20 protein-coding genes are annotated in these 24285 nt (G+C 71.9%); 10 read left to right on the top strand and 10 right to left on the bottom strand.

Features of this window, described 5'->3' with window-relative positions:
• Positions 1-22 precede the first annotated feature (22 nt).
• Positions 23-1228 (bottom strand): RNA polymerase sigma factor, encoded by a 1206-nt coding sequence (locus ACXVGS_RS05235; RefSeq protein WP_458534223.1) that lies wholly within the window; start codon positions 1226-1228, stop codon positions 23-25.
• A 65-nt stretch (positions 1229-1293) separates the two neighbouring features.
• Positions 1294-1650 (bottom strand): YciI family protein, encoded by a 357-nt coding sequence (locus ACXVGS_RS05230; RefSeq protein WP_458536708.1) that lies wholly within the window; start codon positions 1648-1650, stop codon positions 1294-1296.
• 249 nt (positions 1651-1899) lie between these two features.
• Between ACXVGS_RS05230 and ACXVGS_RS05225 the strand changes: the two genes are divergently transcribed.
• Positions 1900-3312, top strand: a complete 1413-nt coding sequence (locus ACXVGS_RS05225) for a cation:proton antiporter (RefSeq protein WP_458527948.1) — start codon at positions 1900-1902, stop codon at positions 3310-3312.
• On the opposite strand, the gene ACXVGS_RS05220 is transcribed toward ACXVGS_RS05225, so the two are convergent.
• On the bottom strand, positions 3309-3959 hold the full coding sequence (locus ACXVGS_RS05220) for a LamG-like jellyroll fold domain-containing protein (RefSeq protein WP_458536707.1): 651 nt from the start codon (positions 3957-3959) through the stop codon (positions 3309-3311). The two genes, ACXVGS_RS05225 and ACXVGS_RS05220, sit on opposite strands and share 4 nt — an antisense overlap.
• A gap of 261 nt (positions 3960-4220) precedes the next feature.
• On the opposite strand from ACXVGS_RS05220, the gene ACXVGS_RS05215 reads away from it, so the two are divergent.
• The 8 genes from ACXVGS_RS05215 (at position 4221) to ACXVGS_RS05180 (ending at position 13366) form a co-directional block, all read left to right on the top strand.
• The gene (locus tag ACXVGS_RS05215) at positions 4221-5162 is read left to right on the top strand and encodes a sulfotransferase family protein (protein WP_458527950.1); all 942 of its coding nucleotides are present in this window, start codon (positions 4221-4223) and stop codon (positions 5160-5162) included.
• A 35-nt stretch (positions 5163-5197) separates the two neighbouring features.
• Positions 5198-5851 carry a histidine phosphatase family protein gene (locus tag ACXVGS_RS05210; protein WP_458527951.1) on the top strand — a complete coding sequence of 218 codons (654 nt, stop codon included), beginning with the start codon at positions 5198-5200 and terminating at the stop codon, positions 5849-5851.
• A 228-nt stretch (positions 5852-6079) separates the two neighbouring features.
• Positions 6080-7579: a bifunctional UDP-N-acetylglucosamine diphosphorylase/glucosamine-1-phosphate N-acetyltransferase GlmU gene (gene glmU / locus ACXVGS_RS05205; RefSeq protein WP_458532034.1), complete on the top strand. Its 1500-nt coding sequence runs from the start codon at positions 6080-6082 to the stop codon at positions 7577-7579.
• Positions 7576-8556 carry a ribose-phosphate diphosphokinase gene (locus tag ACXVGS_RS05200; RefSeq protein WP_141787120.1) on the top strand — a complete coding sequence of 327 codons (981 nt, stop codon included), beginning with the start codon at positions 7576-7578 and terminating at the stop codon, positions 8554-8556. Before glmU ends, ACXVGS_RS05200 begins: the two co-directional genes overlap by 4 nt.
• Before the next feature lie 387 nt (positions 8557-8943).
• Entirely contained in the window at positions 8944-9624 is a 681-nt protein-coding gene (locus ACXVGS_RS05195) for a 50S ribosomal protein L25/general stress protein Ctc (RefSeq protein ID WP_458528008.1), read from the top strand.
• Positions 9625-9679: 55 nt separating this feature from the next.
• Complete coding sequence (pth, locus tag ACXVGS_RS05190) at positions 9680-10270, top strand: aminoacyl-tRNA hydrolase (protein WP_458536706.1); 591 nt, start codon at positions 9680-9682, stop codon at positions 10268-10270.
• 277 nt (positions 10271-10547) lie between these two features.
• Positions 10548-12053, top strand: a complete 1506-nt coding sequence (locus ACXVGS_RS05185) for a sugar transferase (protein WP_458532033.1) — start codon at positions 10548-10550, stop codon at positions 12051-12053.
• Positions 12054-12211: 158 nt separating this feature from the next.
• Positions 12212-13366: a hypothetical protein gene (locus tag ACXVGS_RS05180; RefSeq protein ID WP_458532032.1), complete on the top strand. Its 1155-nt coding sequence runs from the start codon at positions 12212-12214 to the stop codon at positions 13364-13366.
• 266 nt (positions 13367-13632) lie between these two features.
• On the opposite strand, the gene ACXVGS_RS05175 is transcribed toward ACXVGS_RS05180, so the two are convergent.
• From ACXVGS_RS05175 to ACXVGS_RS05145, 7 genes are all read right to left on the bottom strand, one after another.
• Complete coding sequence (locus ACXVGS_RS05175; protein WP_458536705.1) at positions 13633-15981, bottom strand: hypothetical protein; 2349 nt, start codon at positions 15979-15981, stop codon at positions 13633-13635.
• A gap of 2 nt (positions 15982-15983) precedes the next feature.
• The gene (locus ACXVGS_RS05170) at positions 15984-16718 is read right to left on the bottom strand and encodes a hypothetical protein (RefSeq protein WP_458527958.1); all 735 of its coding nucleotides are present in this window, start codon (positions 16716-16718) and stop codon (positions 15984-15986) included.
• A complete protein-coding gene (locus ACXVGS_RS05165; protein ID WP_458528009.1) occupies positions 16715-17896 on the bottom strand; it encodes a glycosyltransferase family 4 protein in 1182 nt (393 codons plus the stop codon). Before ACXVGS_RS05165 ends, ACXVGS_RS05170 begins: the two co-directional genes overlap by 4 nt.
• A gap of 287 nt (positions 17897-18183) precedes the next feature.
• Positions 18184-19752, bottom strand: coding sequence for a flippase (locus tag ACXVGS_RS05160; protein ID WP_458536704.1), 1569 nt, complete (start codon positions 19750-19752; stop codon positions 18184-18186).
• 14 nt (positions 19753-19766) lie between these two features.
• Positions 19767-20822, bottom strand: coding sequence for a hypothetical protein (locus ACXVGS_RS05155; protein WP_458527960.1), 1056 nt, complete (start codon positions 20820-20822; stop codon positions 19767-19769).
• Positions 20823-20839: 17 nt separating this feature from the next.
• Positions 20840-22318 carry an O-antigen ligase family protein gene (locus ACXVGS_RS05150; RefSeq protein ID WP_458534226.1) on the bottom strand — a complete coding sequence of 493 codons (1479 nt, stop codon included), beginning with the start codon at positions 22316-22318 and terminating at the stop codon, positions 20840-20842.
• Positions 22315-23073, bottom strand: coding sequence for a sulfotransferase domain-containing protein (locus ACXVGS_RS05145; protein WP_458527962.1), 759 nt, complete (start codon positions 23071-23073; stop codon positions 22315-22317). The genes ACXVGS_RS05150 and ACXVGS_RS05145 overlap by 4 nt, the downstream gene beginning before the upstream one ends.
• A 370-nt stretch (positions 23074-23443) precedes the next feature.
• On the opposite strand from ACXVGS_RS05145, the gene ACXVGS_RS05140 reads away from it, so the two are divergent.
• Positions 23444-24280: a sulfotransferase family protein gene (locus ACXVGS_RS05140; protein ID WP_458535881.1), complete on the top strand. Its 837-nt coding sequence runs from the start codon at positions 23444-23446 to the stop codon at positions 24278-24280.
• Positions 24281-24285: the final 5 nt, after the last annotated feature.

Below are 24285 nucleotides of genomic sequence, written 5' to 3'. Positions count from 1 at the left end.
CGTCCAGGCGCTGCCGCGGGGGTCAGGCTCCCAGGCCCGCGCGCTCGGCCAGGAAGGCCCGCTCGGCGTCGTTGCGCGTCAGCTCGAGCGCCCGCCGGTATGCGGCGGCCGCCTCCTCCGCGCGCCCCTGACGGGCAAGCAGGTCGGCCTTGATGGCATGGAGGTACTGGTAGGACTCCAGCGCGCCGGTGCCTTCCAGGCCTTCGACCTCGGCGAGGGCCTGCGCCGGTCCGGAGACCTCCGCCACCGCCACGGCGCGGTTCAGGGCCACCACGGGGGATGGCCAGATCGACAGTAGCTGGTCGTAGAGGCGGACGATCTGCGGCCAGTCGGTCTCCTCGAAGGTGGCCGCCTCGGCATACAGCGAGGCTATGGCCGCCTGGAGGAGGTAGCGACCAGGCGGCCCGGCGCGCAGTCCCGCGACGATGAGGTCGTGTGCCTCGGCGACTGCCTTCCGGTCCCATCGTGACCGGTCCTGCTCCGCGAGGCGCACCAGCCGTCCCTGGTCGTCGACCCGGGTGCTCCGTCGTGCATCGGTGACGAGCAGCAGGGCGAGCAGGCCGCGGACCTCACGGTCGTCGGGCATCAGCTCGCGAAGCATTCGGGACAGGTGCACGGCCTGCTCCACAAGGTCCGTGCGCACCAGGGAGCCACCCGACGGCGCGGTGTGGCCCATGGTGAACAGGAGGTGGATCACCCCGAGCGCCCCGCGCAGCCGGTCGGGGAGCTCGGCGTGGGTCGGCATCCGGTAGGGGATCCGGGCGGTCGAGATCTTCTTCTTGGCCCGGGTCAGCCGTGCGCTCATGGTGGTCTCGGTCACGAGGAGCGACCGGGCGATGTCCGCGGTGGAGATCCCGCACACCAGCCTCAGGGTCAGCGCGAGCTGGGCCTCCTGGGCCAGTGCGGGGTGGCAGCACATGAACACCAGACGGAGCCGCTCGTCGGTGATGCGGTCGGCGGTCCCGTCCATCCACACCCCGGCCGGGTCCTCCACCTCGCGCGCCGGGTGCTCCTCGGGTTCCACCAGGAGTGGCAGCTTGGAGCGCAGGACCTGCTCGCGCCGGGTCGCGTCGATGGCCCGGCGCTTCGCCGCGGTGGTCAGCCAGCCCAGGGGACTGGTCGGGACGCCGTCCCGGGGCCAGGCCGCCAGGGCCGAGGCGTACGCCTCCTGGACGCACTCCTCCGCCAGGTCGAGGTCGCGCGCGACGCGCACCGTCGAGGCGAGCACGACGGCCCAACCCCGACGGTGCGCGTCAGCGACAGCTGCCGCCACGGCAGCGGGCGAGAGGCCACTCACCTCGTGACCGGCTCCCGCACGAAGCTGCCGGCTACGGGGCGGACCTCGACGCCACCGCCGTACTGGGTGACCGGGTTGCGGCCGGCGATCCTCAGGGCCTCGTCCAGGTCCGGCGCCTCGATGATGTAGAAGCCGGCCACCACTTCCTTCCCCTCGAGGAAGGGGCCGTCCGTCACCGCGTCGCCGCGGATCGACGTGGCGGTGGCGATCGACTCCAGCGCGAAGGCGGCCGTCATGCAGCCCGCCTCCTCCAGCTCCCGGGCGTGACGCTCGTGCACCTCGAGCTCCTCCGGTGACGCGTTATCGCCGTGCGCGGCGTCCGCCGCGTAGATCAGGACGGCGTACTGAGCCATGGTCTTCTCCTTCCGGGTCAATGTGAGCCTGACACCCCTATGTCGAACGGGCACCGCGAATTCGACAACGGGTGCGGCCGGCGCAGGCGTCGGGTCCTCCACCAGATGCCCGAGGTGCGGCTCCCGCATCCGGGCGATGAGGGCTGCGGGGCCGGTTGCCTCACCGGTACGACGGGTGGACGAGGGCCGCACCGCCGAACGGCCCTCTAATCGAAGGGACATCGGACGGGTCTGCGAACGGGGAACAGCATGGCGCTCGGCACGGCGGACGTCGCCCACATCCTGCTCGCGCTCGTCGTCATCCTTGTCGCCGCGCACGGTGTCGGGGAGCTCTTCGCCCGGCTGCGCCAGCCCCGCGTGATCGGCGAGATCGTCGGCGGGCTCCTGCTCGGCCCGACGGTCCTCGGCGCACTGGCCCCGGCGGCGCAGCACTGGCTGTTCCCGGCACACGGGACGACCGCGACCGTGCTCGGCTCGACCTACCAGCTCGGGCTGCTGCTGCTGATGTACTGCTCCGGCATCGAGGTGCGGTCGGCGGTTCGGCGCCGCGAGGGCCGCACGGTGGCGTGGATCCTCGGCACGGGCACCGTCCTGCCGTTCCTGGCGGGGCTGGCCGTGCTGCCGTTCGTCGCCGAGCGCACGTTCTACGGCCCGGCGGGCAACCACACCTCGTTCCTGCTCGTCTTCGGCATCGCCATGGCGGTCACCAGCATCCCGGTCATCTCGCGCATCATGCTCGACCTCGGGATCCTGGGAACTCCGTTCTCCCGCATCGTGATCGGCGCGGCCGTGGTCGAGGACGTGCTGCTCTACATCGTGCTCGCCGTGGCGCTCGGTGCCGCCGCCGAGCCCTCCAGCGCGCTGTTCGGGCTGCCCGGCGCCATCGGGGTCGTCCCCGGCTCGTCGTGGGACTTCGCGTACCACTCGGCCGCCACGGTCGGTGTGCTCGGGCTGAGCCTGCTCGTCGGCCGCCCGCTCTACCGGGCCACCGCGGCCTCCCGGGTCAACCTGGTCCGCCGTCGCAGCCCGGTCGCCTTCCAGCTCGTCTTCCTCCTGCTGGCCTGCCTGCTGTGCATCTTCCTCGGCATCCAGCCGTTCTTCGGTGCCTTCGTCGCCGGGATCATCGTCGGCTCGGCCACGACCGCGCCGAACCCGGCGGAGGAGGGGGCCACGGTCGCGATCAAGGACTTCGCGTTCGCGTTCTTCGTCCCGATCTACTTCGCGGTCGTGGGCCTGCAGCTGGACCTGCTGCACAGCTTCAACCCGTTGTTCTTCCTCGCCTACCTGCTCTTCGCCTGCGCGGTGAAGGCGGTCAGCGTGTATGCCGGCGCCCGCTTCGGGGGTCAGCCCTCCGCGGCGGCGGTCAACCTCGCGGTGGCCATGAACGCGCGTGGTGGTCCGGGGATCGTGCTCGCCTCGGTCGTCTTCGGCGCCGGCATCATCAACCAGTCCTTCTACGCCGTGCTCGTGCTGCTGGCCGTCGTCACCTCATTGCTGGCCGGCAGCTGGCTCGAGCGCGTGCCGCGCGACCGGCTCCTCGGCGCCCACGACGACGACCGGTCGACCCGGTCACGGTCCGGGCGCGCCACCGGCCGGCAGCCACACGGCATACCGGCCGGCGAAGGTGGGCCCGCGGCCCACCGTGACCCTGCGGGCGGCTAGCCCAGGTCGATGCGGGCCCAGTCGAGCTGGCCCTTGAACCAGTCGCCACCGTTCTTGGACCCGATGTAGATCGGCTCCTTGGTCAGGGTGATGTTGCCGACCTTCACCGACTTCGAGCTGACCTGGTTGCCGTCGACGGTCAGGGTGACGGCGTTGTCCGTCTTGGTGCACGCCAGGGTGTGCCAGGCGTCGTCGTCGAGGTTCGGGCCCGCCACGAGGTTGGCCTTGGTGATGCTTCCGTTGAAGAAGCACAGGGCCTGGGCGATGCTGCGCTTCTTGCGGGCCACGACCTCCAGCCGGAACGTCCCGCCGGGCGTGGCGCGGACGATGTCGTAGTCGCCCACGTCGGTGCCGGGGACGTCGTCGATCTGCAGCCGCGCCGAGACCGTCACGGGCCTGCTGCCGATGGGCACCTTGGTGGCGCCCTTGACGACGACCTGGCCCGACGTGCCGTCGAAGGTCAGCACGTCGCCGTCCGAGGTGACGCCGCCCTTGATCGTCCCGTCCAGGTGGTTGGGCCCGCTGTCGGACACCGTCGACGACGACGAGTCGTTCATCTCCCAGTCCGCGAACGTGGTGGTGCCCCCGTCGGCGGCGGCGGCGGGGGCCAGGGCAGCCGTGAGGGCAAGGGCAATCGCTGCGTGCATGGTGGCTCTCCTTCAGGTGTGGCGCCGGACGCGTCTCCGGCCGACCTGACCCTGACCCCGGTCCCCCTCCTGGGCTCGCGGCCGAGCGGGTCGGCCCCACCATTGCGGCGAACGCCCGACCCCGGGACGGGCGATTGCATGGCATCGGACTCACCCCTTCGCCGGATCTGCGGGCCGGGCGTGCCCCGTGCAATGGAGGGGTGGGGAACGCGGATCGCCCGCCCCCGGACTTCCTTCGACACCAGGGGGTTTGACCGACCGATGCTGACCTTCGTCCTGGGCACCGGCCGTTGTGGCTCGACGTTGATCGCCGAGCTTGTGGCGCGGCACCCCGACGTCGGCTTCGTGTCCAACGTCGACGACAAGCTCTCCCGGCTCAACCTCAAGGGCCGCTGGAACAGCGCGCTGTTCGCCAGGTCCGACGAGCGGGACCCGTCGCTGCGGCCGTTCCGCGACCGTCGTCGGGCGCTGGAGCGCGGCCGGCTGCGGGTGGCGCCGTCCGAGGGCTGGTCGGTGCTCGAGCGGCAGGTGTCCGGCATCTTCCCCCAGCCCACGCGTGACCTGACCGCCGCGGACGCCACGCCCTGGCTCGTCGGGCGGATCCGCGAGTTCTTCGACAGCCGGATCGAGGCCCAGGGCAAGCCGATGTTCATGCACCACCTCACCGGGTGGCCGCGCTCGGGCCTGCTGTCCGCGGCGTACCCCGAGGCGAGGTACGTCAACGTCATCCGCGACGGCCGGGCGGTCGCCAACTCGTGGCTACAGATGGGTTGGTGGGACGGCTACCAGGGGCCGGAGCGCTGGTATCTCGGCCCGTTGCCGGAGGCCTACCGCGAGGAGTGGGAGGAGTCGGGGCGTTCCTTCGTCGTGCTCGCCGGCCTCGGCTGGAAGGTGCTCATGGACGCCATCAAGGAGGCCCGGGCGCAGGCACCGGCCGGGCACTGGCTCGACGTGCGCCTCGAGGACTTCATGACCGACCCGCGCGGCCAGATGGAGGCCGTCCTGGACTTCCTCGGTCTGGAGTGGACGCCGCAGTACGAAGCCGGGTTCGCCCGGCACTCCTTCCAGGCCAGCCGCGGACAGGCCTGGCGCCGCGACCTCAACGAGGCCCAGGTCGAGCAGCTCGAGCGCGTCATCGCCAAGCCGCTGCTCGAGCACGGCTACGAGCTGACCGAACCCCGACCCGACCACCGGACCCGCTGACGCACGGCGTCGGCTGAACACCCAAGGAGCCCCTCGTGTCCCAGGACATGGTTGTCCCCACCGCCGAGACCCTCGCGACCCGCACCTGCACGATCTACGTCGTCCGCCACGGCACGACGACGATGAACGTGGAAAACCGTTACCGCGGACGCCGGGACATCCCCCTCGACGCGCAGGGCTACCAGGACGCGGTGGACGCGGCGCGCCAGCTGTCCAAGGTTGGCCTGGCCGCGGTCTACACCGGCAGCCTGCGGCGCACCATCGCCACCGGGCAGATCATCGCCGACGAGGCCGGGGTGCCGGACATCCGGATCATGCACGGCCTCATCAACGTCGACTACGGCGCGTGGGAGGGGATGACCTCCCAGGAGGCCGAGATGTACGACCCGGTCGCGTTCCGGCTGTACAAGACGTCGCCCTCGCGCGCCGTGTGCCCCAATGGCGAGCGGCTGCGCGACGCCCAGGAGCGGATGCTCTCGGCCCTGCAGCTCATCGGTTCGCGCCACCCTGGTGAGCACGTCGCCGTGGTCTCCCACGCAGTGATGATCCGGCTCGTGGTGGCCGCCCTGGAGCACACCGAGGGCGAGCAGTGGCGCATCCCGGTGGGGCGCGGCTCGCTGACCACGATGATGGTCGAGGACGGCCGGGTGCGGCTGCACCGGCTGCCAGATGGCGATGACGTCGACTGAACCCGGTCGCACGCCCGGCCCGAGTCCGGCGAGCGCCCGGCTGTGAGCCCGGACGCGCGCGTCGGCGCAGATCAGGGCCGGTATGCCGGGCCGTGCGTGGGCGCGCCCCCGGCCGGGACCGCGACGGTGAACCGGGCGTGACCGGCGGGTAGCATGGCGGCGGCAGCGTGGCCGGGAACCCTCGGTGCGCTGTCGGCCTCCGACGTCGACCTTCTGGAGCCCACCCGCGTGACTACCTCCCGCCCGGCTGCCGTCATCGTCCTCGCCGCAGGCGAAGGCACTCGCATGAAGTCGGCCACCCCCAAGGTGCTGCACCCCATCGCAGGGCGGACCCTCCTGGGTCACGCCATCGCGGCTGCGCGCGGCACCGACCCCGTCCACCTCGCGGTCGTCGTCCGGCACGAGCGGGACCGTGTCGCCGCCCACGTCGCGGAAGTCGACCCGGCGGCGGTCATCGCCGACCAGGACGAGGTGCCGGGCACCGGCCGGGCCACCGAGTGCGCCCTGGACCTGCTGCCCGCCGACCTCGAGGGCACCGTGCTGGTGACCTACGGCGACGTGCCGCTGCTGACCGCGGCCACGCTGCACGACCTGATCGAGGTCCACCACGCCAGCGGCAGCGCGGTCACCGTGATCACCGCGACGCTGGAGGACCCGCACGGCTACGGCCGCATCCTGCGCGACGAGCACGGCGAGGTCGCCGGCATCGTCGAGCAGAAGGACGCCACGGCCGAGCAGCGGGCGATCACCGAGATCAACTCCGGCCTCTACGCCTTCGACGCCACCGTGCTGCGCAAGGCGCTGGCCGAGGTGGGCACCGACAACGCCCAGGGCGAGAAGTACCTCACCGACGTGCTCGCCATCGCCCGGCGGGAGGGCCTGAAAGTCAGCGCGCACCTGGTCGCCGACCTGTGGCAGACCGAGGGCGTCAACGACCGCGTCCAGCTTGCCCGGCTCGGCGCCGAGCTCAACCGCCGCATCCTCGAGGGGTGGATGCGCGAGGGCGTCACCGTCGTCGACCCGTCGAGCACGTGGGTGGACGCCGACGTCACCATCGGCCGCGACACCGTGATCCAGCCCGGCACCCAGCTCAAGGGCGCGACCACCATCGGCTCCGGCGTCACGCTCGGCCCGGACACCACGCTGGAGGACGTGGAGGTTCGCGACGGCGCCAGCGTCGTGCGCACCCACGGCTCGCTCGCGGTGATCGGCGAGGGCGCGAGCGTCGGGCCGTTCGCCTACCTGCGCCCCGGCACCGAGCTCGGCACCAAGGGCAAGATCGGCACCTTCGTCGAGACGAAGAACACCACGATCGGCGAGGGCGGCAAGGTCCCCCACCTGACCTACGCCGGCGACGCCACGATCGGTGCCGGCGCCAACATCGGGGCCGGCACGATCTTCGCCAACTACGACGGGGTGAACAAGTACCCCACTGTGGTCGGTGACCACAGCTTCGTCGGGTCCAACTCGGTCATCGTCGCCCCGCGCACGATCGCCCCGGGCAGCTACGTCGCGGCCGGCTCGGCCGTCACCGTCGACGTCTGGCCCGGCGAGCTTGCCGTCGCCCGCGGCCGGCAGCGCAACATCGCCGGGTGGGTCGCGCGGGCCCGCGCCGGCACCCGCACCGCAGCCGCCGCCGAGGCAGCTGCCGAGGCAGCCGTCTCCCAGGTGGCCGCCACCAGCCCGACCGACCGCCCCGACGCCCCCGAAGGGACCCCCGCCTCATGACCGGTCTGAAGCGCACCACCGAGAAGAACCTCATGGTCTTCTCCGGTCGGGCCCACCGCCAGCTCGCCGAGGAGGTCGCCTACCAGCTCGGCACCGACCTCGTGCCGATGCAGGCCTACGAGTTCGCCAACAGCGAGATCTACGTCCGCTACGAGGAGTCGGTCCGCGGCTCCGACGCCTTCGTCATCCAGAGCCACACGGCGCCGGTGAACGAGTGGATCATGGAGCACCTGATCATGGTCGACGCGCTCAAGCGCGCCTCGGCCAAGCGGATCACCGTGGTCATGCCCTTCTACGGCTATGCCCGTCAGGACAAGAAGCACCGCGGCCGCGAGCCGATCTCGGCCCGCCTCATGGCCGACCTGTTCAAGACGGCCGGCGCCGACCGGCTCATCTGCGTCGACCTGCACACCAGCCAGATCCAGGGCTTCTTCGACGGACCGGTCGACCACCTCATGGCGCTGCCGATCCTGTCGGACTACGTGCGCCAGAAGTACGGCCAGGAGCAGCTCGCGGTGGTGTCCCCCGACGCGGGGCGCATCAAGGTCGCCGAGCAGTGGTCCGACCGCCTCGGCGGGGCCCCGCTGGCGTTCATCCACAAGACCCGCGACATCACCCGTCCCAACGAGACGGTGGCCAACCGCGTCGTCGGTGAGGTCAAGGGCCGCACCTGCATCCTCGTCGACGACATGATCGACACCGCCGGCACCATCACCAAGGCGGCCGACGCGCTCATCGCCGACGGCGCCTCGGACGTCATCATCGCCGCCACCCACGCGATCCTGTCCGGTCCCGCCGTGGACCGGCTGAAGAACTGCGCCGTGCGCGAGGTCATCGTCACCAACACGCTGCCCATCGCCGCCGAGCGCCACTTCGACAAGCTGACCGAGCTGTCGATCGCGCCGCTGATCAGCCAGGCCATCCGCGAGGTCTTCGAGGACGGCTCGGTCACCAAGCTGTTCGACGGCAAGGCCTGACGCCCCCGTCCCACCCTTCTTGCTCAGCTCAGGCCGGTTCCCGAGGGCGTTCAGTCCCGGGGACCGGCCTGGGTCGAGCAAACCGGCCTGAAGCGAGCCCGGGGCCTGGCGTTAGGGCCCGATTTCCGTATGACGCGGCCCCTCGCCTAGAATCGCGAGGTTGCCTCGGCGAGGGACGCTGCAGGGCTGGTGCGAACCAGAGCCCGTGAAGCAGTCCGTGATCGACGCGGTGGTGCTGGACGCCTGTCTCGCGCCCGCACGCGCCGGTTCGCCCGCGTCGTGCCGCGCCCCGCGTCGAGGCCACCGCACACCAGGAACACCACCCACCGTGCGCGTGCCGCCCGCTATCCGGCCCGTGCGCGACCGTGAAGCAAGCACAGGAGAGACATCGTGTCCGAGATCAAGCTCGCCGCCGAGACCCGCACCGAGTTCGGCAAGGGTGCCGCCCGCCGCATCCGCCGCGCCCACCAGATCCCCGCCGTGATGTACGGCCACGGCACCGAGCCGGTGCACATCACCCTGCCGGGCCACGACACGATGATGGCGCTCAAGCACGCCAACGCCCTGCTCACCATCGAGCTCGACGGCAAGCAGCACCTGGCCCTGGCCAAGGACGTCCAGCGTGACGCCATCAAGCCGGTCATCGACCACGTCGACCTCGTCGTGGTGAAGAAGGGCGAGAAGGTCACCGTCGACGTGCAGGTCCACGTGACCGGCGACGCCGCCCCGGAGACCGTGGTGACCGTCGAGCAGCAGACCGTGCAGCTCGAGGCCGAGGCCACCCACCTGCCCGAGAGCATCGAGGTCTCGGTCGAGGGCGCCGTCGCCGGCACCCAGATCCACGCCTCCGACCTGACCCTGCCGAGCGGCACCTCGCTGGTGACTGACGCCGAGCACCTCATCGTCAACGTCAGCCAGGCGATCACCGCCGAGGCCCTCGAGGCCGAGCTCGCCGAGGCCGAGGCCGAGGCCGGCATCGAGCACGAGGAGGCCGGCGAGGCCGCCGAGGGCGAGGCCGCTGCCGAGGGCGAGACCGAGGCTGCCGCCGAGGGCACCGACGAGGCCTGAGCCGCTGCACGGCCCGGGGCACGCGCCCCGGGCCACACGGCATACTGCATCTCCCATGGACACCTGGCTCATCGTCGGACTCGGCAACCCCGGTCCGTCCTATGCCGGTAACCGGCACAACGTCGGCGCCATGGTCATCGACGAGCTGGCCGCCCGCGCCGGTGCGACCCTGCGGTCGCACAAGGCGCGGGCGGTCGCGTCCGAGATCCGCATCGGCACCCTGCCCGGCGGGGCGCCCGGGCCCCGGGCGGTCATCGCCCGGCCGCTGTCGTACATGAACGAGTCCGGTGGTCCCGTCGCCGGGTTGGTGTCGTTCTTCAAGATCCCCGTCGAGCATCTCGTCGTCGTCCACGACGAGCTCGACATCCCCTTCGCCGACGTGCGCCTCAAGCGCGGTGGCGGCGAGGGTGGCCACAACGGGTTGAAGTCGATCACCAAGTCGGTCGGCACCCGTGACTACCTGCGCGTGCGGGTCGGCATCGGCCGCCCGCCCGGCCGCATGGACGCTGCGGCCTTTGTCCTCAAGGACTTCTCCGGCACCGAGCGCACCGAGCTGCCGTTCCTGCTCGGCGACAGCGCCGACGCGATCGAGAAGCTGGTCACCGACGGCCTCGAAGCGACCCAGCAGGTCTTCCACTCCCGCTGAGGTTCACGGCGCCCGCGACGCAGCGTGGCTCCATACGTTTGCATGAGCCTGGCGCTCCTTCCAAGAGCGCAAGGGCGCTCGTCCAGGAGGGCGATCGCCCGAATTTGTTTGTGCGGCAAGGTGGTTGGACCGGCGGGTTCCGACCATGCCTCTCCCGCCCACCGGTACACAGGTCCTTCCGGGAAGGGTGGGGTGGGAAGGCGGACCGCGGATGACCGACTACGCGCGCCCGACCCGTCGCCAACGGCGCAGACGCGCCGCTCGCGGCTCAGGGGTCGTGCCCGCACAGGTCGGGACCCCGGACGCCATCCGCACGGAGTCGCTGACCACCACCCGCACCGCGCCTGACGTCCTCGACGCGCCACCGCAGCCGAGCGTCCGGGCGCGGGTCTGGGAGCGCCGCTACCGGCGCACCGCCGTCCTCATGGACCTGCTCGCCGGCTGCGTCGCCGCCGTGCTGGGCTGTGTCGTCCGGTTCGGCGCGGAGCCCCGCCTGGCCTACGTGCTGCTCAGCATGGCCGTCCCGGTCGCGTGGATCGTCGCGGTGACGTGTACGCACGGCTACGAGAGCCGCTACATGGGCGTCAGCACCGAGGAGTACCGCGCGCTCGTCGACGCCGCACTGGGCCTGTTGGCGGTCGTCTCGGTGGTGGCGTTCGCGGGCCAGATCACCATTGCCCGTGGCTACGTCGTCCTCGTGCTGCCCGCGCTGTTCGTGCTCTCGCTCATGGGGCGCAAGGGGTTGCGCCGCTGGCTGCACGCGCAGCGCCGTGCCGGGCTGTTCATGCAGCGCACCGTCGTCCTGGGCCGTGCCGACTCCGCACGCGACCTCATCCGTCAGGTGCAGGCCTCGCCGGTGCACGGCCTGTCCGTGGTGGCCGCGTGCGTGTCCGGCCTCGACGGCGCGTGGGAGGACGCCCCGGAGCTGGAGGGCGTCACCGTCTACGGCTGCCCGGAGGACGCCGTGGCCGCCGTCGACCTCTTCGACGCCGACGTCGTCGCCGTCGCCAGCCACCCGGACCTCGGCGGACCGGTGCTGCGCCGGTTGGCGTGGGCCCTGGAGGAGCGCGACGTCGACCTCGTCGTGGCTCCCGGGATCCTCGAGGTCGCCGGCCCCCGGCTGTCCATCCGACCCGTGGCCGGCACCCCGCTGCTGCACGTCGAGCGCCCGGTCATGTCCGGGGTGCGCCGCGCCGTCAAGGTCGTGGTCGAGCGGGTCATGGCCATCTGCATCGCCCTCGCCGCACTGCCGGCCATCGAGCTGGTCGCCCTCGCCGTGCACCTCGACTCGGCAGGCCCGATCCTGTTCCGGCAGAATCGGATCGGGGCCCGGGGAGAGCCGTTCGAGATGCTCAAGTTCCGCACCATGGTCACCGACGCCGAAGACCGGATCGCCGAGATCGACGACGGTCACGAGACCAACGCGGTGCTGTTCAAGAAGCGCAACGACCCGCGGGTGACCCGGGTGGGCAAGATCCTGCGGCGCTACTCCCTGGACGAGCTGCCCCAGCTGTTCAACGTGCTCAGGGGCGACATGTCCCTCGTCGGCCCGCGGCCCCCGCTGCCGCAGGAGGTCGAGAAGTACGAGCCCGACGCGGTCCGGCGCCTGCGGGTGCAGCCGGGCCTGACCGGGCTGTGGCAGGTCAGTGGCCGCAGTGACCTGTCGTGGGAGGAGTCGCTGCGGCTCGACCTCTGGTACGTCGACAACTGGTCGCTCGTGCTGGACGTGCAGATCCTGATCCGCACGCTGCGCGCCGTGGTCCGGGGCGCGGGGGCTTACTAGGGGGCGGCACCGGGTCGGCCGGGGGCCCACGATGCCTCCGGACCGGCTCGGTGCGCCATGAGCGCACAAAGGAGAGCCATGCGCACAGCACCACCGAACACGGCCGCGGACGCAGCGACCGGGAACGTGCCGGCCACACCACCCGTCGGGGTGCCGCGATGAGCACCCGCGGCGTCGTGGCCACGTCCCTGGCCGCCACGCTGGTCCTCGCCGGCGCGGCCGCCGCGCAGGCTTCCGTCACCACCAACCCCCTCTCCTGCGTCCAGCCCGACGGCCGGGTGAGCGCCGTCGCGATCAGCGGCGGCACGGCATACCTCGGCGGGAGCTTCACCCACGTCAAGGACAAGGGCGGCGCCACGGTGGTGCGCAACCGGCTGGCTGCGGTCGACACCGCAACCTGCGCGCTGCTGCCGTGGGCACCATCGGCGGACAGCAACGTCCTCGCCCTGGCCGTGCAGGGCAGCACCGTCTTGGCCGGCGGCGACTTCACCCACATCGGTACGACGGCCCGCAACCACCTGGCGGGCCTGGCCACCGGCAGCGGGGCACTGACGTCGTTCAACCCCAACGTCAACAACAGCGTGCGGGCCCTGGCCGTGTCGGGCTCGACGCTGTACGCCGGCGGGACGTTCACCTCGGTCGGCGGGACCTCACGGAGCAAGCTGGCGGCGTTCTCCACCGCGGACGGCAGCCTCGCCGCGTGGAAGCCCAAGGCGTCCGGGGCCGTCAACGCGCTCACGATGTCTGCGGACGGCTCCGACGTCTACGTCGGCGGCACGTTCACCGCGATCAACGGCACGGGCTCGGCGGCCTACCTCGCGGCCGTCAAGGCGTCGGGCAACGGGGCGCTGGACCCGTCGTTCGACCCGGCACCCACCTTCCCGATCCTCGCCCTGGCCGCCGACCAGCGCGGGGTGTATGCCGGTGCCGGCGGCTCCGGTGGCCACTTCGTGATCTGGAACCTCGACGGCTCGCTCCAGCGACCCGTCTACCAGACCGATGGCGGCGTGCAGGGCGTGGCGGTCGACGGCGACTCGGTGTATGCCGGGGGCCACTTCACGAACTACTGCGTCGGCAACACCGGCTCGGGCAGCCCGTTCCTGTGCTCGACCAACCTCCCGCGGCGCAAGATGTTCGAGGTGTCGCTGTCCTCGGGCAACCTGACCGGCTGGAACCCCGCCCTCAACAGTGCCCACGGCGCCTTCGCGGTGGTCGTCGACCCGGCGACCCACCGCCTGTGGGTCGGCGGTGACTTCACCACCGTCAACGGGTCCGCCGTGGCCCACCTGGCGGTCTTCCCGCCCACGCCGTAGCCCGGCCACGCACGCCCGGGAGGCACCCGGCCTCCCGGGCGGTGCCATGCCCGCGGGTCGCTGGGTGCGGGAGGCCCTGGGTGCGGGGGTATGCCGGGTGCGGCCCCCGGGACGGACCTCCGGAAAGCGGACGTGTCGCGGTCGGACGGTGGCGCGATCGGACCGAGTGCGCGGTCGGACAGGTGGGGTGGGCGTGCGGCAACAGCCGGCCCCGTCACCGTTGGCGGGTGGCGGGGCCGGCTGCCGAGCGTGGCTGGCGCCGTGGCTCAGGGGGTCCCGGTGAAGAGCACCAGGCCTTGCTGCACCCGGGTGGGGCTGGCGACCCAGGTGAAGTCGCCGCCGACGAGCAGACCGGCCGGCACGGCCGCGAACGACCACACGCCCATCGGGGAGTCGAAGCTCGGCGAGTCGGGCAGGAGCGCCCCGGACGACGCGCTGAACACGGCAAACCGCTGGCGTGCCGAGGTCGTGGTGCCGGTGGGGACGACGCGGCACTGGCTCCCGTGCGTGCCGTAGTAGAAGTCGCCGTTGACCTCGAGCGCGCCCTGCATCCCGCCGTTGCAGGCGGTCCGCCAGTGCAGGCCCGTGCTCGAGTAGGTGGTCAGGTAGACCGCATCCCACTGGTAGATGTCGTCGGGGCAGATGTCCCCGCCATACAGCCGCCTGCCGTCGTCACTGAGGTACAGGTGCACGATCCACGTTCCGACCGTGCTGCAGCCGCCGAGGACACCGCCAAGCTGCCGCGCGTTGAGCGCACCGGTCGTGCCGCTGACGACCGCGATGCCTCCGGGGCGGGAGACGCCGTTGACCGTGGTGAACGGTCCGCCGAGGAAGACCATGCTTCCGTCCGCCTTGACCGCCAGGCTCTGCACCATGCCCCCCTGCCGAAGGGTGCCGGCGGGGCCGGAGGTGTTGGCCTTGAACGTCGAGTAGATGGCTGCGATCACCGGGCTGAGCTTGACCGTGTGGCTGTGGGCCGTGCCGTTGACCGTGGTGAACTGGCCGGCCGCGTAGACCGCGTTGCCTCCGAAGCCAAGGGCCAGGACCTGGTTGTTGAAGACCGGCTTGAAGTAGGGGTCCAACATGCCTGTGCTGGTGACGATCGAGGCCATCCGGCTGCGGGCCTGACCCTGCACGTGCAGGAACGCGCCACCGAGGTAGAGCCGCGAGCCGTCGGCGGAGAGCTGCAGGTCGAGGACCTCGTTGTCGGTGTCGGCGGTGAAGGACGGGTCGACGGCGCCGGTGCTGGCCTTCAGGGCTGCGATGCCCTTGCGGACCACGCCGTTGACGCTGGTCATCTCCCCGCCGACGAAGACGGTGCTGCCGGACGGGGCCAGGGCACGGACGCGGTCGCCGGACACGGGGTCCCAGCCGGTCAGCGCGCCGGTGTTGACGTTGAAGGCCGCCGCGTCGTGGCGGGTGGCCGACCAGGACTGGCCGAACCGGCCGCCGACGTAGAGCAGGGCGCCCTTGAGGGCGAGGGCGGAGACCTCCGGGAGGCAGGCCGGGTTGGCGTTTCCATTCCCGGTGGTGTGCCGGATGTTGCAGCCATAGAGGCCGGGATTCAGGCTGCCGATGGTGCCGCCAGGGGTCACCGATGCGAGCCTCGGGCGGGAGATGCCTCCGATCACGGTGAACAGCCCGCCGACGTAGGCCGTGCCGTCGGAGGGGTCGACGGACAAGGCCTCGACAGTGCCGTTCGCCGATGGGTTCCACGATGTGACGTAGCCGGTTGTGGTGTACCAGGCGGCAACTCGGCTCCGTGCCACGCTGGCGGTGCCGCTGGCGGCGGTGTCGAAGGTGCCGCCGCCGTACAGGCGAGACCCGTCGGGTGACAGCCCCAGGGTGAGCACCGAGGCCGTTGCCCCCGACCGGAACGTGCCGTCCAAGGCCCCTGTCGTGGCCGACAGCTTGGCCAGGCGGTACCGCGTCGTGCCGTTGACGACGGTGAAGTCCCCCCCGGCGAAGACCGAGCTGCCGGCGTAGGCGAGGCTGCGCACTGTGGAGCTGGCGCTGGCGGACCAGCCCGGGACCGCCGCGCCGCCGTTCTGGTCGACCGCGCCGAGCCGGGTCGCGGCGACCGGGGTCGAGCCGATCTGGGTGAAGTCACCACCGAGGACGACCGCCTTGTCGGTGACCGCGATCGCGTAGACCGTGCCCTTGGGTCGGGGATTCCAGCTGGTGACCTTGCCGCCGGCCGTGATCTGGGCGGCGCCGGGACGGTAGACGCCGTCCACGTGGGTGAAGCTGCCGCCGATGAACCACCCGCCGGACCCGTCAGGCACGGCGGCGTTGACCACGTCGTCGACCAGCGGCGCGCCGGAGAGCCGGTTGCCGCTGCTGCCGTCGACGCCCACGCCGTAGCCCGTGGACGGACCGACGTAGTCGAATCCACCGGCGAGGTAGACCCGTCCGCCGGCCGCGACGATGTCCGTGACGCGGCCGTTGGTGCCCCACCAGCTCGGGACGTCTGCGGGAGCGGGGTTGTAGCTCAGGTTGGGTGGCGACGCCGACGCGGCGACGGGGAGCGCCAGCGCCACGGCCAGCCCGAGGAGGGCGGCGAGCCGGCGGCGGGGGCTGCCGCGCAGCAGGTGGAACCCGGCGCGAGCGGTCATGGTCAGCAGGCTTTCGAAGCGATGGTGGAGGCGGAGCCGGACATCTGAGCGGCGTTGCCGAGCGCGGCCCTGCCCTTGGCGTCGGTGGCCGCGGCGTCGGCCAGGGTGGTGCTCTGCAGCGTCGAGGCGGCAACCAGGGCCTGCTGCACCTCGGTCGTGCTGAGGACGGTGGGTGGGTGGGCCTCTGCGGCGACCGCGCTGCGCAGGGCGGCGAGGTCGCTGGTGACCCGGGCTGCCGCTGCCTGCAGCGGGCCGAGGCTCGCCCTCATCCGCGCCGTGCCGGAGCCCTCGGCGGCGACCGCCGAGCGCGCCCGGGCGGCGGCCGACCACGTCGCCGCGGCGTTGTCCCGCACGGAGGTGCAGTCGCGCACCCCGCCGAAGGCGGAAGCCCGCTCGCGCGCGAGTGCCGCCCGTCCGGCGGCCAGGGCGTCGGCGACGGCCTGGCGCTGGGTCGCCAGGTTGCTGGCGGTCCGCACCCCGGCGCTCGCGCTGGTCAGGGTGAACAACGAGGTGGTCAGGGTTCTGTTGGCTGCCATCACCCGCTGCTGCCCCGGCGTCAGCGACACCGGGGCGACGGTCGCCGGCGAGGTCGGCGTGGAGGTGCCGGGCCCGGCGGAGTCCGTCGAGGAGCTCGCGGCGGCCGTCGGACGGGCACCCGAGCCGTCGCTGGAGCACCCGGTCAGGGTCAGGGCGGCCGCGGCCCCGAGGGCGGCGAGCACGCGCAGGCGCACGGTCACCACCGGGTCCTCCCGAGGGTGGCGCCCGGCAGGGCTGCGGCCGGCCGGCGGCGCAGCCGGCTGGTCTGTGGGTCCATGCGGACCTCCTCGAGGTAGAGCCGTTCGAGCTGGTCCACGGCCGCGTCCCAGCGGTAGGTGTCGAGCACCTGCCGGCGCAGGCCCGCGGCGGCAGCCCGCTCCTCCCGCGGCGCGGCGAGGGCGGTGGTCAGGGCGGTTGCGAGGCCGGCCTCGTCGCCGGCGGGGAACACCCGTCGGCCCGGGGCGTCGGCGCCCAGCACCTCGAGGTGGGGAGCGATGTCGCTGGCTACCACGGGCGTCCCGTGCGAAGCAGCCTCCAGGAGGGTCAGCGGCAGTCCCTCCAGCAGCGAGGGCTGCACGAACGCCGCCGCGTGCCGGTAGAGCTCGGCCAGCAGGTCGCCGTACGCGAAGCCGGTGAGCATGACCCGGGGGTCCTGCGCGGCCAGGTCCCGCACTAGGCCGGTGTAGTCGTCGGTGAAGCTGGAGTCGCCCACGACGACCAGGGGCAGGTTGCCCGGCACCCGCCGGTAGGCCCGCAACAGCTGGTCCGGCGCCTTCTCCGGCACCAGCCGCCCGACGAACAATGCGTAGCCGCCCGGGGTCAGGCCGAGCTCGTCGACGATCCGGTGCGCCGGCAGGTCCGGGGGCTCGACGACGCCGTTGGGGATGTAGTCGCAGCCGTGGCTGAAGTGCTCGAGGTAGTGGTTTTCCAGGGCTCTGGACACGACCACCGTCCGGTCCGGCAGGTGGCCGCTCATCCAGTGGCCGGCCCCGAGCACGGCCTGGGCGGCGTGGCCCCACTTGCCCCTCTGGTGGTCCAGACCGTGGATCGTCAGCACCACCTTGGCGTGCGAGAGGTAGTGCGGCACCGGGCTCAGCAGGCCAGGGCCGATCCCGTGGTAGTGCACGATGTCGGCGCCGCCGAGCAGCCCCAGCGCCGTGGAGGAGGCGCTGTGCACGATGGCGTCGAGGTGCTTGGTGCCCACCGTCGGTGCGCTGCGCAGTTCCATGCCCAGGTATGCCGCGTCCCTCGCCGCACCGTAGGAGGACCGGCAGAACACGGTGACGTGGTGGCCCCGCTCGGCCAGGCGGCGCCCGACCTCCTCCACATGGTGCTCGATCCCGCCGAAGGTCGCGGGCAGGCCCTTCTGGCCGATCATCACGATCCGCAGTGGGCGCCAGGCGGCTGCCACCGGGGCCGGGGGTTGCGGGCGGCGGCGCGTGGCTCGGGACGGGACGGTCCTCAGGTGGATGGTCAACGGCGCTCCCGTCCTCGTCGCACGCGGCGCTCCGCTCGCGCCTGCTGGTGCCCAGCCGACCGCGCATACGCATGTGTGAACAGACACCAAAAGCGTTGCTCAGCAACGGGATTCGTGGTCCCAGTGATTGCATGAGCGGCAGCTACAGGATCTGCGGCCACGGCTGCGGTGGGTGGATGAGCGCTGGCTCATGCACCTGGCGTAGAGGTGCGCCCGGCCACCACGCGGCCGACCCGGCCGCGTCCACGCAGCAGGGCGCTGAGCATGGTGCGGTCGTCCTGGCTCAGCCCGAGCAGGAGCACTGCGGCCAGGTAGGCCACGGTCACCACGACGGCGCCCACGACCAGGGTGGGCAGCCAGCCGGGGACGTAGCGGTGCACCAGCATGGCGGCCGCGACGGCGGGGACGCCGGCCAGCAGGGCCTTGCCGATCCCGGCCCCGGACGGCGCGACCCCCAGGGTGAAGCGCACCTGGGTGGCCTTGGCGACGTTGGCCACGACCAGCGCCGCGCTCCAGGCGATGGCGGCGCCGACGGCGCCGTAGGCGGGGATGAGCCACATGCTCAGGGCGATGTCGAGGACGAGGACGCCGACGTTGTCGACCATGTTGAGCCACACCCGGCCGGACATGGTCAGGACTGTGCCGCACGGCCCGGCGGCGGCGCTGACCAGCTGCCCCGCGGCCAGGATCACCGTGACCGCGGCTCCGGTGCGGAAGCCGTGGCCGAAGACGCGCAGCAGCTCAGCGGGGAAGACCACCAGCAGGACGAACGCGGGCATCGACAGGCGCACGATCCAGCTCGTCGCGCTGCCGTAGGTGCGGGCCAGCTCGGCGTTCTGGCCGGTGTGGTGCAGGTGCGCGATGTGCGGGGAGAATGCTGCGTTGATGGGCGCCATGACGAAGACGGCCAGCATTACCAGGCGCGTGGACACGTTGAAGACTCCGACCTCCTGGGCGCTGCGCAGGTTGCCCAACAGGACCGTGCCGGCCCAGATCAGCCCCGTCGCGGCCAGCGCCGAGAGCCAGCTGACCATGGAGAAGCTCGTGATCTCGCGGATCCGGTAGACGGGGTCGGCCTGCGGGGTGAGGCGCATCCGGCGGTAGAGGGACCACGCGGCCAGGGCGGCTGCGGTCCAGGCCCCGATGGCCAACGCCCACAGGGCCCCGACCAGCCCGGCGCCAAGGGCGAGCGCGGCGGCGGTGAGGGCCAGCCGGACGACCGGCTCGTAGATGCGGCCGATGTAGGTGAACGGGCGCTGCGTGCGCCAGCCCTGGGTGGCAGCGAGCGCGGCGTCGGAGAAGGTGGCGGCGGGCAGCGTGAGGGCCACCAGCCGGATGCCGGTGACCATTCGCGGGTCGTGGAAGTAGTCGGCCACCCACGGCGCGACGGCGGCCAGGCCGAGGCCGAGCACGGTCGCCCCGGCGACGGTGGTCCCCAGCCCCAGCCGGACCGTGCCGCGAAGGCCGGAGGCGTCGTCGTCGGCGAGGTGGATCGCCACGAACCGGGTCAGGGCCGAGCGGAACCCGGCAAGGGAGACCAGGCCAAGGAGCGACAGGAGCGCGAAGCACTCCGCGTAGCGGCCGACGTCGGCGCTGCCCAGCACGTGGGCCAGCGCCGCCATGATCGCGAACAGCGCCGCCTGGTTGCAGACGGCGCCGACGAGGTTGAGCCCACCACCGCGGGCCATTCCCTTGAGGTGCGCGCCTCCGGCGCCGGCAGGGGTGCCGGCGCCGGAGGGGTTCACCGTGGTGGACACGCCCCCGGTCCGCCTCAGCCGCCGGCGCCCGGGAGGGAGCCAGCCGGCTCGCGAGCCCCCACCGACTCGCGCGGCTCCTGCCGCGTCCAGGCCAGGTCCTGACCGGCGGGGTCCTGCTCGGGACGGCTGGCGCTGGTGGCCCGCGACCGGCTCAGTAGCTCCAGCATCGCGACCAGGGCGATGGCGAGGAACACCGCCGCGCCGGTCACCGGGAGCACCAGTGACAGCAGCGCGGAGGTCCTGCTGTCCGCGGTCGTGGCGCTGATGTCGGCCACCTTGGCCGGGTCGGCCGCCTCGAGCTGGGCCCGGGACTGGGCGAGGTTCTGCTGGGCGGAGGTCACCGCGGCGGCGGACGCGTCACGGTTGGAGGCGAGCACCTGGTACTGAGCCAGCAGCGGGCCGAACCTGGGCAGCTCGGCTTTGAGCGAGGCGATGGCGCCGTTGATGGCCGCCGCGCCGGTGACCGCCCCGTTGGCCTGCAGCGTAGCCCACTGCTGGGTCAGGCTGTTCAGCCGTTGCAGCGTCGTCTGGTAGACGAGATTGGGATCGACCATGTTGTTGGTCTTCTCCCAGGCCACGATGGCGGCGTTGCTCTGGGCCAGGGCCGCCTGCGCCGAGCTCAGCTGTCCCTGGCTGAGCGCCACCTGGGTGCTGAACAGCGTCTGCAGCGTGTGCTTGCTCAGGCTCTGCAGCACCGGCTGGACGGTCTTCTGGTCCGTGCTGGTGTACCCGAGCTGCATGACGCTGCTCGCGCCGACCTGGGTGACCGTGACGTTGTCGGTCAGGTCCGTCCGGGTGACGTTGGTGTCCTTGCTGACGGCATCGAGCACGGCCGGGACGTGCGCCGTCGCGGTGAACTGCGCGACGAACTGGTTCACGGCCTGGGACCCGCTGTACTGGTTGCTCGTCGAGCCACCCACCAGGGCCGGCGCCGACACGGTCGACGTGCCGGTGTAGGTCGTCGGGGCGGCCATGACGATGTATGCCGTGACCGCGGCGGCGAGGATGGGCACGCCCAGGAGCACCCACAGTCGGCGTCTGGCGACGCGCAGGTAGTCAGCGATCTCCATCGTGTTCTCCTTGCTCTTCAGCGCTGGACGGCACCCGAGCGCGCTGGGGATGGAAGCGCCGGGTTGTGGGTGGGATGCGGGTTGTGCCGCCGCGCCACGTATGCCGCGGCGGCGGTGAAGGTGATCAGGTACCAGAGGCTGACCACGTTGGACATGACGTTCGCCGCGAGGCTGGTGAGGATGTAGCACCAGGCACAGCCGAGGGCGCCTGCGGCGACGCCACGTTCGAGGGTCCCGGGGCGGGACCGGCTCACCGCACGGCGGGCGTTGCCCACCATGGCGAGGAGCATCGCGATGTAGGTGACCAGCCCGAGCACGCCGGTCTCGACGTAGGCCCGGATGAAGTCGTTGTGGGGCTGCTTGGCCGCGTCGGTCTCGTACTGGGTGACGTTCAGCCCGATGCCGGTGACCGGGTTGGCGTTGGCCAGGGGGAGGACCTCGGTCCAGTAGTTGAGGCGCCAGGCCAGCGTGTTGCCGGTCGGTGCGCCGCCCGCGGTGGAGCTGGTCCCGATCTCGGAGAACCGGCTGCCGACGCTGGGGAAGAGCACGGCGGCGGCCAGGACGCCCACGGCCACGCCGCCGAGCACCACCTTGCTGCGCTGGACGATCCCGATGATGACGATGCCGACGACGGCGCCGATCAGCGCGCCACGGGTGAGGGTCAGGATGAGGAACACCCCGGACAGCGCGAGCATGGGCGCCAGCGCCATCTTGGCCCGCCGGCTCACGTAGGGCAGGATCCCGACGCCGAACACGATCATGAACGCGAGGTAGCGTGCGAAGGTGTTGGCCTGGGCGAACGGCCCGGTGAGGCGGGTGTAGCTGCCGAGCACCTCGGAGGCGGAGTGCCCCGAGGCGATGCTGTAGAGCTGGTACAGCAGCGGGAACACCAGCGAGGCGTAGGCCGCTGTGAGGACCTTGCGCAGCATCTCCGGGGTGGTGATGAGCTGCTCGAGGACGACGTACATCATCACCACGGACAGGATCCGCAGGGCCTCCAGGGCGCTGGCCTGCGGCTGGGACGAGCCGGGCAGCCCGACGAACCCGGCCACGCTGAAGCACACCAGGGCCAGGCGCAGCCGGGAGCCGCGCAGGTGACCCGTCCGCGCATACTGCGCGATGAGCCACAGCGCCGCGGCGAGCAGGAACAGGACCGCGAGGATGCTCGAGGGGTCCAGCCCGCGGGCGACTGCGGTGTTGGTGAGCGTGTTGCCCGACGACGGGCCGCTGAGCTTGAACAGGTCGATGCTCGCGCGGGCGCCCAGGATCAGCAGGACGAACGCCGAGAACCGGGTGAACGCGAGCGTCGCGAGCACCCCGGCCAGGACAGCGGCCAGCGGCACGATGACCAGGCGCCGGTCGGTCCCGGCCGTCGACATGCCGCTGAACGCCGCGGCGCCGGCCATCACCACGGCGGCGACGAACGTCAGCACGCGCCCGGTGCGGGTCGGGGGCACGGCGGCGGCGCCGTTTCGCCCCGGGGCCAGCGCGGTCATGCCCTCTCCTCCCACCGGAAGTCGATGCCGGGCATCGAGTAGAGCTTGTCGTCGTGCGGGGCGAAGTACTCTTCGAGCCATTTCTCCGTGCTCGCCGGCATCGCGTCATAGCGGCCGACCTTGAGCCGGTTGAGTCCCTGAAGGCGCACCTGGGGGAGCCCCAGGAAGTCCCAGACCACGGACAGCTGCGCATGCGCCTGGGACAGCAGCGCCTCGCTCTGCAGCACGAGCACCTGCTCGGGGCTGAAGAGGGAGTAGAGGTGCTCGAGCTGCTCGGCGTAGTGCCCCCGATGCAGGTAGCTGTGGTGACGGAGCTCGTAGCTCTCGTAACCCGGCTCGCGCCTCATGCGCTCCGCCTCACCCTTGAGCCGCTCCGCCTCACGCGCGAACGCCTCGTCCACCGGCAGGTCCTCGCAGCCGATGACGAGCTCGCGCTGGTAGTGCGACCACGCCCGGGCGACCGGGTCGCGCAGCGACACGATGAGCTTTGCGCCAGGGAGCTCCTCTGCGATCCGCTCCGGTGCGAGGGGGTGGAACATGTAGTAGGGGCTGGCCTCGCCGGTGATCTTCCACTCCGGCCGTGGCTTCTCGAATCTCGAGGTGTACCACGCGAATCCGCGACCGTGGTTCACGTCGAAGTAGTGCGTCCCCTTGCGGGTCAGGCACGGAGCGACATTGGGGTGCCGACTGATCCAGTCGTAGAGAGAGCTGGTGCCTCCGCGCTTGGTGCCGACGACCAGGAAGTCCGGCGTCATGCGGCCCCCGCCGGAAAGCAGGGGGCGCAGGGGTGCCAGCAGGTGCCCCCCTTTGTGTCGTAGGCTCACCGGGCCACCCCTCGTGGCGGTTCGAGCGAGGCCGGGGGCGTGAGGAGATGCCGGCAACTTGGCGCGGCATCGTTCGACATGCCTTCTGCGTCAATGTCTTTGGTCGTCCCAACCATGTCCACGTCCGTCCACTGATGCGACCTTCCCTCGACGGTACGGTCGGCCCGCAGACGGTGAACCCGTTGAGCGAATGAGGGGTCGATACGTCATTGGCATGACCATTGGCACAGGGGTCGCACAGCCCTGGACGGGATCGCCGAAACGCCGTCGGCCGGCCGTTCCCCTGTGCTTCAGTGGAGGGATGATCGAGGGTGAACGCCTGGTCTTCATCGGTGGGCTGCACCGCAGCGGCACGACGCCGCTGGCCGATGCACTCGCCCAGCACCCGGACATCAGCGGCTTGTCGGGCACCGGCGCGCCGCACGACGAGGGGCAGCACCTGCAGCCGGTCTACCCGCGCGCCAAGGTGTATGCCGGGTCCGGGCACTTCGCGCACGCCCCCGAGGCGCACCTGACCGAGTCCTCGCCGCTGGTGACGCCGGGGAACGCGGCGCGGATCCTCGCCGCCTGGCAGCCGTACTGGGACCTCGACCGCAGGCTCCTCCTGGAGAAGTCCCCGCCGAACCTCATCATGGGCCGGTTCCTGCAGGCCCTGTACCCGGGCTCGGCGCTGATCATGGTGGTGCGCCACCCGGTCGTGGTCGCCCTGTGCAACAAGAAGTGGCGCCGGCTGGTCTCGCGCAACATCCGCCGCTACAGCACGCTGGACGGGCTGGTGGCCCACTGGGTGCAGGCCCACAGGCTGCTGCTGGAGGACACGCCCCACCTGCAGCGCCTGCACCTGGTCCGCTACGAAGACCTCGTCGAGCGCCCGGAGGAGGAGCTGGCCCGGATCCAGGCCCACCTCGGCCTGTCCACGCCCTTCCCCACCGGGACGATCCGGCCCAGCCACAGCGAGCGTTACGCGCAGCAGTGGGAGGCGATGCGCTCCGGCCTGACCCCGGGGGCGTACCAGCGGCGGCTCATCACGCGACGCCACGCGGCCGACATCGCGGCGTACGGCTACGACGTCGACGACCTCGGCGTGCGCGGTGACTGGCCGCAGGCCCCGGCGAGCTCTCCGGCCGTCGGCTCGTAGCCGCC

It is taken from the genome of Oryzihumus sp. (assembly GCF_054325275.1).
Note: the sequence above shows the minus strand (reverse complement) of the source record. Positions and strands in the feature narration are given on the sequence as shown.

Coding starts and splice junctions, on each gene's coding strand:
- ACXVGS_RS05215 (WP_458527950.1), top strand. CDS start 4,221: ATGCTGACCTTCGTCCTGGGCACCGGCCGTTGTGGCTCGACGTTGATC.
- pth (WP_458536706.1), top strand. CDS start 9,680: ATGGACACCTGGCTCATCGTCGGACTCGGCAACCCCGGTCCGTCCTAT.
- ACXVGS_RS05150 (WP_458534226.1), bottom strand. CDS start 22,318: ATGACCGCGCTGGCCCCGGGGCGAAACGGCGCCGCCGCCGTGCCCCCG.
- ACXVGS_RS05230 (WP_458536708.1), bottom strand. CDS start 1,650: ATGGCTCAGTACGCCGTCCTGATCTACGCGGCGGACGCCGCGCACGGC.
- ACXVGS_RS05180 (WP_458532032.1), top strand. CDS start 12,212: ATGAGCACCCGCGGCGTCGTGGCCACGTCCCTGGCCGCCACGCTGGTC.
- ACXVGS_RS05225 (WP_458527948.1), top strand. CDS start 1,900: ATGGCGCTCGGCACGGCGGACGTCGCCCACATCCTGCTCGCGCTCGTC.
- ACXVGS_RS05220 (WP_458536707.1), bottom strand. CDS start 3,959: ATGCACGCAGCGATTGCCCTTGCCCTCACGGCTGCCCTGGCCCCCGCC.
- ACXVGS_RS05145 (WP_458527962.1), bottom strand. CDS start 23,073: ATGACGCCGGACTTCCTGGTCGTCGGCACCAAGCGCGGAGGCACCAGC.
- ACXVGS_RS05200 (WP_141787120.1), top strand. CDS start 7,576: ATGACCGGTCTGAAGCGCACCACCGAGAAGAACCTCATGGTCTTCTCC.
- ACXVGS_RS05155 (WP_458527960.1), bottom strand. CDS start 20,822: ATGGAGATCGCTGACTACCTGCGCGTCGCCAGACGCCGACTGTGGGTG.
- ACXVGS_RS05175 (WP_458536705.1), bottom strand. CDS start 15,981: ATGACCGCTCGCGCCGGGTTCCACCTGCTGCGCGGCAGCCCCCGCCGC.
- ACXVGS_RS05140 (WP_458535881.1), top strand. CDS start 23,444: ATGATCGAGGGTGAACGCCTGGTCTTCATCGGTGGGCTGCACCGCAGC.
- ACXVGS_RS05165 (WP_458528009.1), bottom strand. CDS start 17,896: ATGATCGGCCAGAAGGGCCTGCCCGCGACCTTCGGCGGGATCGAGCAC.